Source organism: Acidimicrobiales bacterium, from assembly GCA_035540975.1.
GTDB lineage: Bacteria > Actinomycetota > Acidimicrobiia > Acidimicrobiales.
Genome location: DATLFN010000020.1, coordinates 1 through 9,643, shown reverse-complemented (window position 1 = coordinate 9,643; position 9,643 = coordinate 1). Strand labels below are relative to the sequence as shown.

Genomic DNA, 9,643 nt, shown 5'->3' with positions numbered 1-9,643 from the left:
GCCGGGGCCCACCACGCGCACCGATGCAACCAAGAGCTTCTCCTCACGTTCCGGCCCCCGCAGGGTGCCGTTCGTGCTGCCTACAGCGTACCGGCCGGACGCACCTCCGGGCCAACCGCCAGATGGGCTGGCAGCTCGGGGACCAGGTCGGGCGCCAGGTCGGCCAGGGGGACGAGCACGAAGGCCCGCTCCCACATGCGGGGGTGGGGCACCTGGAGGTCGGGCTTGTCGACGACGAGGTCGCCGACGAACAGGACGTCCACGTCGAGCGTGCGCGGTCCCCAGCGCTCGGCCCGGGACCGACCCGCCTCCGCTTCCAGCCGGCGCCCCACCTCGAGCAGGTCGCGGGGACGAAGGTCGGTGTCGAGCTCCACCACCACGTTCAGGTAGGGCGGCTGGTCCTCGGGGCCGCCCACCGGGTCCGTCTCGTACACGCCGGACACGGCGACCACCCCGGGCAGGCCGGCCACCGCCCGGCGGAGGTGCTCCCGGCGGTCGCCCAGGTTCGACCCCAGGGCGACGAAGGCCCGCACCGGGCCGCCTACGGGCGGCGGCGGGTGATGCGCACGCCCGCCGTCGCCAGGTCCGAGGGCACGGGCGGGCGCAGCTTGCGCACGGCGACCGTCACGCCGGTGACCCGGTCGTCGGCCAGCACCGCCTCGGCGATGCGCTCGGCCAGCCGCTCCAGGAGACCGAACCGCTCGCCGCCCACCACGGCGGCGACGTCGGCCACCAGCCGCCCGTAGTCGACGGTGTCGGCCAGGTCGTCCGACGCACCGGCGGCGGCGAGGGGCGTCTCCACGTCGAGGTCGACCTCGAAGGGCTGGTCGCGCTCGCGCTCCTCGTCGAGCACCCCGTGGCGGCCGAGGACGCGCAGGCCCCGCAGCTCGACGACGTCCGGCCTCACTCCGCCCTGACCAGCGCCACCAGCTCGCGCCCGGGCGGTCCCATCTGGCGCTGGACGATGCGCTCGACCACGGTGATGGCCCGGGGGGCGTCACCGATCATGCCCGTGTTCAGGAGGAAACCCGCCATCACCCCCATCAGGCGGTCGCCCAGGTCCTCCTGGTGGACGAGGACCTTCTCGCCGTCGCCGATCCAGGCGTTGAGGTCGTCGTAGAACGGCGGGAGGACGGTCCGAGCGTCGTCGCTGGTGTTGAACGGCACGTGCGACCACCGCACGCCGAGCTCGTCGTAGGCGTGCAGGTTGTGGGTCGACCCGAGGAGGGACACCACCCGCGAGAAGCCCTGCTCCCGGAGCCAGACGATCTCCTCCTGGCGGCGCACCCGGCGGTGGTTGCGGGCGTAGCCACCCGGGCGCTCGCTGATCGCCAGCTTGTCCTTGATGATCCAGGTGAAGTTCCGGGGCGGGATGCCGGCCGCCCACTTCCCCCTCATGCCACCCGCTCCAGCAGGCGCACGGCGGCCACCGTCTCGGCCACGTCGTGGACCCGGACCATCGACGCCCCGGCCACCACGGCGAGCGTCGCCGTGGCCACCGAGCCCTCGACGCGGTCGGCGGGGCCGGCGCCGCCGGCCAGCAGGCCGAGGAACGCCTTGCGGCTGGTGCCCACGAGCACGGGGAACCCGGTGGCCACCAGGACGTCGAGGTGGCGCAGCAGCGACAGGTTGTGCTCCGGCCGCTTCCCGAAACCGATCCCGGGGTCGATCCAGACCTCGCCGACGCCTGCCGCCCTCGCCGCCTGCACCCGGTCCACCAGGAACACCCGCACCTCGGTCACCACGTCGGCGTAGGACGGGGCGGCCTGCATGGACGCCGGCGTGCCCTGCATGTGCATGGCGACCCACCCCACGCCCAGGTCGGCCGCCACCGCCTGGAGCGACGCGCTGACGTCGTTGACCAGGGTGGCCCCCGCCTCCACCGCCGCCCGGGCCACCGACGGCTTGGACGTGTCGACGGACACCCGCACGTGGGGCGCCAGGGCCGTGACCACGGGCACGACCCGGCGGAGCTCCTCCTCCTCGGCCACCGGCTCGGCCCCCGGCCGGGTCGACTCGCCGCCCACGTCGACCACGTCGGCGCCCTGGGCGATCATCGCCATGCCGTGGGCGACCGCCCGCTCGGGGTCGAGGAAGCGCCCACCGTCGGAGAACGAGTCGGGCGTCACGTTGAGCACGCCCATGACGAGGGGAGCCATCGCCCCGATCGTACCGGGGCCGGTCAGCGCCCGAACGGGCGGAGGCGGGCCAATCGCGTCACCCAGCGGAGGCGGAGGGCGGCGGCGAACGTCGCCTCGGCGGCCAGCTGCCCGAGCGACGTCGACAGGGTCGGGTAGACGTGGATCAGCTTCGACAGGTCGGTCAGCTTCCCGCCGGTGCGGATGAGAAGGGCGGGCTCGTGGATCATCTCGCCCGCCCGCGGGGCCAGGACGTGGGCGCCCAGCAACCGGCCCCTGGGCCCGCACACGGCGATCAGGCGGCCCTCCGCCTCCCCGTCGGCCCGGGCCCGGTCGGAGTGGGCCAGGTCCAGGCGCCAGACCTTCACCCCGTCGCCGTGGCGCTCCCGGGCCTGGGCCTCGGTGAGGCCGGCCGACGCCAGCTCGGGGTCGGTGAAGGTGCACCACGGCACCAGGTCGCTCACCGTGCCGCGGCCCGGGAAGAACATGTCCCGCACCGCCCTCAGGGCCTCGTGGGCGGCCGAGTGGGTGAACAGGTGGCGGCCGGCCACGTCGCCCGCGGCGTAGACGGACGGGACGCTCGTGCGCATCCGGTCGTCCACCTCGATCCCCTTGGGCCCGACGTGGACCCCCACCTTCTCCAGGCCCAGGCCCTCCACGTTGGGCCGCCGGCCGACGGAGACGAGCAGCTCGTCGGCCTCCCACCGCGCCGGCTGCCCGCCCTCGGTGCCGGTGACCACCTTGGTCCCGTCCTCGACGGCGACGGCGAGGACGTCCACCCCGAGGCGCAGGTCGACGCCCTCGTCGATGAGGCGCCGGGTGAGGATCTCGACCAGCTCGGGCTCGTCCCGGGCCAGGACCCGCGGCCCCCGCTGGAGGACGGTCACGGCCGTGCCGAGGCGGGTGAGCCCCTGAGCCAGCTCGACGGCGATGGGCCCGCCGCCGATGGCGACGAGCCGCCGCGGCGCCCGCTCCAGCTCGAACACGTTCTCGCTGGTGAGGAACCCGGCCTCGGCCAGACCGGGGACGGGCGGGACGGCCGGCCGGCTGCCCGTGCACAGCAGCACGAACCGGGTGCGCAGCTCCCGCCCGTCCACCTCCACCGTGTGCGGGCCGACCAGGCGGGCCGTGCCGGGGACGATCTCCACGCCGGCGGCCCGGAAGCGGTCGGGGTCGTCGTCGGTGGTGGCGATGGCCTCCTGGACGAACCGGATGCGCTCCCACACCCGGGCCGTGTCGATCTCCGGCTCGTAGGACGGCAGCCCCCACCGGTCGGCCTTGCGGAGCAGCAGGGCGACCTTGGCCGACGACAGCAGGGCCTTGGAGGGGACGCAGCCCGTCCACAGGCAGTCGCCGCCGACCCGGCCCCGCTCGGCCACCGCCACCCGCAGCCCCAGGGTGGCGGCGAACTCGGCCGCCACCATGCCGCCCGACCCCATGCCGACGATGACGAGGTCGTGACGGCGGCCCATGCGCCGCCGACCGTACCCGGGCCGGCGGCCAGTGCGGTGACGCGAAACGCTGGCCGAGTTCGCAGCGGCAAGGTCCGTGGCCGCACGCGCCACCGCAGGCGGCCTCTGCGGCTGCGGACACCGAGAAGGACAGGAAGGAGCCGGGCGAGCTCCGCTCGCCCGCCGGAGCACGATCCGACTCGACCGAATGGAGTGAGCGAAGCGATCGAATGAGGTCGAAGCACTACACGAGGTGGCGGGGGCGGAGCCGGTGGCGGCCCCGGGTGCGGCGGCGCAGCCGCAGGGCGGCGCCGGTGGCGGCCACCGCGGCCGACACCGCGCCCAGCACCAGCAGGGCGACCTCCGCGGCCCGGGGCCCGTCGTCGGGCGGAGGCGGCAGGCCCGGTCGCCGCGCCACCGGTTCGGGCGCCGTCTCCTCCTGGTCGAGCATGGTGCTCACCACCGCCGGCGCGGTGGTCGTCGGTGTCACCGTGGTCGCCGGCCGCCGGGCCGGAGCGGGCGGGGGACCCGCCTTCATCGGCCCCGCCGGTGGCGAGGTCGTGGCGACGGGCGCCGCCGTGGTGGTGGTGACCGGCGCGGCAGGGGTGGGCGCCGCCCGCACCCGGCCCGAGTCGGGCTCGACCAGGAGCGACGAGGCGTCGACCGCCTCGAGCTCGCCGGCGGGCACCGACTCGAGCTCGTCGAGCATCCCGGTGTCCCACCCCGGCTCCGACGTGCCCGTGAAGTACCAGTCCGAGCCGTTGTCGGCCAGGATCATCCCGTGGCGCTGCATGGCCCGCAGCACGACCTGGGTGTCGGGGCGGAAGCGGCTCACGTCGAAGCTCGCCTTCAGGCGGAACCGGGCCCCCATTGGGGGCAGGGAGGGGTCGCTGGCCGCCCCCGCGTGGTGGCGGGCGGGCCAGACGTAGCTGCGGTCGGTGCGTCGGGCGGTCATGCGGATGGCGTGGTCCACGGCGCCGGCCGCCACCTCGTCCCGCCGCAGCAGGCCGGGCAGGATGGGGAGGCCGGCGGCGTCGGCCGAGGTCCAGCCCGCCGGCCGCAGGGCGTTGGAGCGGAGGTCCCAGACGGCGCCGGAGCCGGCGGTCGACCCGGCGGCGTCGTAGGTGGCGGCGAACAGCTCGTAGAGCACGCACCGGTCCCGGTCCACCATGAGGGCGTGGCGGTCGCTGCCGCCCTCCACCGGCGTGTCGGCGGCGAACGGGTAGGGCCCGGGGTCGCTCTCGTCGGCGTACTCGAAGGCCACGGCGACCTTGGCGGCGTCGCCCGGGACCACCGTGTAGGGAATCCCGTACGGCTGCTCGCCGGGGCCGGCGGGACCGAAGTCGGGATGGAGCCGCACACCGGGGCCGCCCATGGAAGCCAGCCAGGCGCCGCCCGACGGGTGGACGGGCAGGGTCGACACGTCGGCGTGCCAGACGTTGTCCGCCGGGAACAGGGTGCACCCCGACCCCGGCACGGGCGCCGCCGCCGCCGGGCCGCCGGCCCCTCCGCCCACGGCGGCGGCTACCGCCACCACCGCTCGCAGCGCCGGCCGCCGTCTCACGCGCTTCTTATCGGCCGGCCCGCCCCGGTTCGGAGGGGACCGGCGGGGTCAGCCCGGTGGCAGGCCGTTCACCCGCAGCCCGTCACCGGCCGTGGATGAAGGCCATGGCCTCGGCGCGGGTGCGGGGGTCGCTGCGGAACAGCCCGCGGACCGCCTGGGTGACGGTGAGCGTCCCCGGCTTGTTGACGCCCCGCATGGACATGCACAGGTGCTCGGCCTGGAGGGAGACGAGCACGCCCCGGGGCTGGAGCACCTGCTCGACGGTGTCGGCGATCTGGGTGGTGAGCCGCTCCTGGACCTGGGGCCGGCGGGCGAACGCGTCCACCAGGCGGGCCAGCTTGGACAGGCCGGTGATGCGCCCGTCGGCATTCGGGATGTAGGCCACGTGGGCCTTGCCGACGAAGGGCACGAGGTGGTGCTCGCACACGCTGTAGAGCGGGATGTCGAGCACCATCACCATCTCGTCGTGGCCCTCCTCGAAGGTGACGTCCAGCACGTCCGCCGGGTGCGAGCCGATGCCGCTGAAGATCTCGGCGTACATGTCGGCCACCCGCCCTGGCGTGGCCCGCAGCCCGTCCCGGCCGGGGTCCTCGCCGATGGCCTCCAGGATCTCCCGGACGGCCCGCTCGATGCGCGGCCCGTCCACCGGGCGGCGGGCCGGGACGGGGCCGGCCGCGTCGCTCACGCCGTGGCGGGCCGGTTGGTGACCCGCCGGAGCCGACGGCGGAGGCGGCGCATGGCGGCGGCGGCGGCGTCTCCGGCCGCGGGCGGGGGCTCGACGGTGCTGGCGGCGGCCACCGGCGCCGGCGTGGGCGCCGGCGCCGGGGCCTTCACCTTGGCCCGGGTCGGCCACGGCGGCAGGTCGCCCAGGATCTTCATGAGCTCGGGCGTGTCCAGCGTCTCCTGGTCGATCAGCGCCGACGCCAGGCGGTCCAGGGTGGCCCGGTGCGTCTCGAGGATGGCGAGGGCCTCGTCGTGGGAGCCGTCGATCAGCTTGCGGACCTCGGCGTCGATGCGGGCCGCCATCTCGTCGGAGTAGTTGGCCTGGTGGCCCAGGTCCCGGCCGAGGAAGACCTCGCCGTTCTTCTCACCCAGCTGGAGCGGCCCGAGCACGTCGCTCATCCCGTACTGGGTGACCATGGCCCGGGCGATCTCCGACGCCTTCTCGATGTCGTTGGCCGCCCCGGTGGTCACCTCCTCGAAGATCAGCTCCTCGGCCGTGCGCCCGCCCATGAGGACGGCCAGCTGGTCGATCAGCTCCGAGCGGCTGACGAGGTACTTGTCCTCGGTGGGCAGGGACAGGGTCCACCCCAGCGCCCGGCCCCGGGCGACGATGGAGACCTTGTGCACGGGGTCGGCGTGGGGCAGCACGTGGCCGACCAGGGCGTGGCCGCCCTCGTGGTAGGCGATGACCAGCTTCTCCTTCTCGGACATCACCCGGGTCTTGCGCTCGGGGCCGCCGATCACCCGGTCGATGGCGTCCTCCAGGGCCGTCATGCCGATCCTCTTGTGGCCGTGGCGGGCGGCGAGGAGGGCGGCCTCGTTCATCAGGTTGGCGAGGTCGGCGCCGGTGAAGCCGGGGGTGCGCCGGGCCAGCACCTCGAGGTCGATGTTCTCCTCGAGCGGCTTGCCCCTGGCGTGGACCTCCAGGATCCTCCTCCGGCCCTGGAGGTCGGGCCGGTCGACCACGATCTGGCGGTCGAAGCGACCCGGGCGCAGGAGGGCGGGGTCGAGGATGTCGGGGCGGTTGGTGGCGGCGATGAGGATGACGCCGGCCTTGGTGTCGAACCCGTCCATCTCCACCAGCAGCTGGTTGAGGGTCTGCTCCCGCTCGTCGTGGCCGCCGCCCATGCCGGCGCCCCGGTGGCGGCCGACGGCGTCGATCTCGTCCATGAAGATGATGGCCGGAGGGTTGGCCTTGGCCTGGTTGAACAGGTCGCGCACCCGGCTGGCCCCGACGCCGACGAACATCTCCACGAAGTCCGAGCCGGAGATGGAGAAGAAGGGCACGCCCGCCTCGCCCGCCACCGCCCGGGCCAGCAGCGTCTTGCCCGTCCCGGGCGGGCCGAACAGCAGGACGCCCTTGGGGATCTTGGCGCCGATGGCGTGGAACTTGGTGGGCGACTCGAGGAACTCCTTGATCTCCACCAGCTCGGCGACGGCCTCGTCGGCGCCCGCCACGTCGGCGAAGGTCACCTTGGGCTCGTCCTTGTTCATCACCTTGGGCTTGGCCCGGCCGAACTGCATGACCTTGGAGCCGCCGCCCTGCATCGAGTTGATGATGAACAAGAAGCCGCCGAACAGCAGGATGATGGGCAGGAAGTTGATGAGGAGGGCGAACCAGATGTTCTGGCCGGCGTCCTTGGAGTCGACGTCCACGTCGGAGTCGAGCAGGCGGACCGTCAGCTCGTCGGCGTACTCGGCCGGGAACCTGGTCTCGTACTTGGTCCCGTCCTTCAGCTCGCCCCGGACCTTGCCCTCGCCGACGATCTCCGCCGTGGCCACCTTCTCCTCGGCCGTCAGGGCCTGGAGGCGGCTCAGCGGGATCTTCTCGCGGTCGTCGCCCCCACCGAGGAGGCTGGACGCGGCGACGAGCAGCGCCACGGCGAGGACGACCCACAGCACGGGGTGACGCAGCGTCTTCTTCACGGTCACCTCAGGCTACCCGTGCCCGTCTGGGTGCCCACGTAGGCGCAGACGTACGGGAGGTTGCGGTAGCGCTCGGCCACGTCCAGCCCGTACCCGACGACGAACTCGGGCGGGATGGTGAAGCCGACGTACTTGAGCTGCGGGTCTGAGCGCTGGAGGCCGTCCTTCACCAGCAGGGCGCACACCTCGAGGCTCGCCGGCTGACGGGCCTCGAGGTTGCGGCGGAGGTACGACAGGGTGAGCCCGCTGTCCACGATGTCCTCCACCAGCAGGACGTGGCGGCCACTGAGGTCGAGGTCGAGGTCCTTGACGATGCGGACGACGCCGCTGGTCTTGGTGGCGCTGCCGTAGGACGCCACGGCCATGAAGTCGAACTCGATGGGCAGGCGGACGACCCGGGCCAGGTCGCTCATGAACACGAAGGCGCCCTTCAGCACGCCGACGAGCAGCGGCGCCCGGCCCTCGTAGTCGGCCGTGAGCTGCGCGCCCAGGGCGCGGATGCGGGCCTGGAGGTCCTCCTCGGAGACGACCACCGGGCCGAGGTTCGGGTCGGCGGGGTGCGAAGGGTCGGCGGCCACGGCTGCCGAAGCTATCCCGCGCGCCCCCGGCACCGGCGAGGGGACGGGTGCCGGCCCGTCACCCCTCGACGCTCAGGCGGCCGGCCGACCGGCGCACCCGCCGCCCGCCCTCCACCTCGCAGGCGGCCGCCTCGCCCCGGGCCACGGCGAGGACCCGCTCGACCGACGCCGATCCGGGCGGGTGGTCGCCGCCGAGCAGCCGGCGCACGGCCCGCCGCGCCACCGCGGCCGGGAGGGCGGCCAGCGCGCGGGCGTCGCACGGGTCGACGCCGGCCGCCAGGTCGTCCAGGAGGTCGGCCTCGTCGCGCAGGAGGGCGGCCTGGCGGGCGAGCACGGGCACCACGTCGCGCCCGGCGACGTCGCGCAGCAGCGGCAGCACCTGGTGGCGCACACGGTTGCGACGGAAGGCGGGATCGTCGTTGGACGGGTCCCGCACGGGGACCAGGCCCGCCTCCGCGCACACCCCCTCGGTCTCCGAGCGGCGCAGGGCGAGCAGGGGCTTCTCCGGCCCCGGGCGCATCCCCGCCAGCCCGTCGACACCCGCCCCCCGCAGGAGGTTCAGCACGACCGTCTCCGCCTGGTCGTCGGCCGTGTGCCCCGTCGCCACCCCCGGCGGAAGGAGGGCCCGCCGGGCGTGGCGGGCCCTCGCCTCCAGGTTGGGGCCGGGGCCGACCGCCGCCTTGTGGGCGACGAAGCGGGCACCGAGGCCGGCGGCCGCCTCCTCCACCACGGCCGCCTCGGCCGCCGACCCGGGTCGCAGGCCGTGGTCCACGTGGTGGGCGGTCACGTCGCAGCGGGCGGCGACGGCCAGCACCAGCAGGGCCAGCGAGTCGGCCCCACCCGACACGGCGCACGCCAGTTGCGCCCCCGCCGGCGGGAACGTGCACCGCTCCAGCAGCGCCCCGAGCGAACCTGTGCTCGGAACGACCCGGATCCGAGTCGTTCCCGGCACAGGTCGGGGGCGCCGCGCCGGCACCAGCCGGGTCAGGCGGCGCTGCCGGCGGCGGTGCGGACCCGGTCGATCCAGGCGTGGGGGGCGCGGATCTCGGCCAGGCTCGGCAGCCACTCCGGGCCCCGCCACACGTGGTCGAGCAGTTCGCTGCCGCCCTCGGCCTCCACCGCCTCGATGAAGCGCTCGCCCTGCTCGTACTGCTTCAGCTTGGCCTCCAGGCCCACCAGCTGGCGCAGCAGCCTGGACGCCCCTTTGGCCTCGGCCCGCCGCTGGCGCAGCACCCGGCCGAACCGGTCGGCGCTCGGCACCAG

At 74.8% G+C, this 9,643-nt stretch carries 11 protein-coding genes; all 11 read right to left on the bottom strand.

The genetic code is table 11. The features are described from left to right. Positions 1 to 80 precede the first annotated feature (80 nt). On the bottom strand, positions 81 to 533 hold the full coding sequence (folK, locus tag VM242_02965; GenBank protein ID HVM04111.1) for a 2-amino-4-hydroxy-6-hydroxymethyldihydropteridine diphosphokinase: 453 nt from the start codon (positions 531 to 533) through the stop codon (positions 81 to 83). An 8-nt stretch (positions 534 to 541) separates the two neighbouring features. Further along, a complete protein-coding gene (folB, locus tag VM242_02960; protein HVM04110.1) occupies positions 542 to 907 on the bottom strand; it encodes a dihydroneopterin aldolase in 366 nt (121 codons plus the stop codon). Next, positions 904 to 1,398: a hypothetical protein gene (locus VM242_02955; GenBank protein ID HVM04109.1), complete on the bottom strand. Its 495-nt coding sequence runs from the start codon at positions 1,396 to 1,398 to the stop codon at positions 904 to 906. Before VM242_02955 ends, folB begins: the two co-directional genes overlap by 4 nt. After that, on the bottom strand, positions 1,395 to 2,159 hold the full coding sequence (folP, locus tag VM242_02950) for a dihydropteroate synthase (protein ID HVM04108.1): 765 nt from the start codon (positions 2,157 to 2,159) through the stop codon (positions 1,395 to 1,397). The genes VM242_02955 and folP overlap by 4 nt, the downstream gene beginning before the upstream one ends. 23 nt (positions 2,160 to 2,182) lie before the next feature. Further along, positions 2,183 to 3,610 (bottom strand): FAD-dependent oxidoreductase, encoded by a 1,428-nt coding sequence (locus tag VM242_02945; GenBank protein HVM04107.1) that lies wholly within the window; start codon positions 3,608 to 3,610, stop codon positions 2,183 to 2,185. 223 nt (positions 3,611 to 3,833) lie between these two features. Then, positions 3,834 to 5,153 (bottom strand): hypothetical protein, encoded by a 1,320-nt coding sequence (locus VM242_02940; protein ID HVM04106.1) that lies wholly within the window; start codon positions 5,151 to 5,153, stop codon positions 3,834 to 3,836. Between the two features lie 82 nt (positions 5,154 to 5,235). Then, a complete protein-coding gene (folE, locus tag VM242_02935) occupies positions 5,236 to 5,838 on the bottom strand; it encodes a GTP cyclohydrolase I FolE (GenBank protein HVM04105.1) in 603 nt (200 codons plus the stop codon). After that, a complete protein-coding gene (gene ftsH / locus VM242_02930) occupies positions 5,835 to 7,802 on the bottom strand; it encodes an ATP-dependent zinc metalloprotease FtsH (GenBank protein ID HVM04104.1) in 1,968 nt (655 codons plus the stop codon). The genes folE and ftsH overlap by 4 nt, the downstream gene beginning before the upstream one ends. Before the next feature lie 2 nt (positions 7,803 to 7,804). Continuing rightward, on the bottom strand, positions 7,805 to 8,380 hold the full coding sequence (gene hpt, locus VM242_02925) for a hypoxanthine phosphoribosyltransferase (GenBank protein ID HVM04103.1): 576 nt from the start codon (positions 8,378 to 8,380) through the stop codon (positions 7,805 to 7,807). A 58-nt stretch (positions 8,381 to 8,438) separates the two neighbouring features. Then, entirely contained in the window at positions 8,439 to 9,332 is an 894-nt protein-coding gene (tilS, locus tag VM242_02920; protein ID HVM04102.1) for a tRNA lysidine(34) synthetase TilS, read from the bottom strand. A gap of 32 nt (positions 9,333 to 9,364) precedes the next feature. Then, the coding region (locus VM242_02915) for a zinc-dependent metalloprotease (GenBank protein HVM04101.1) at positions 9,365 to 9,643 on the bottom strand (279 nt) is incomplete at its 5' end.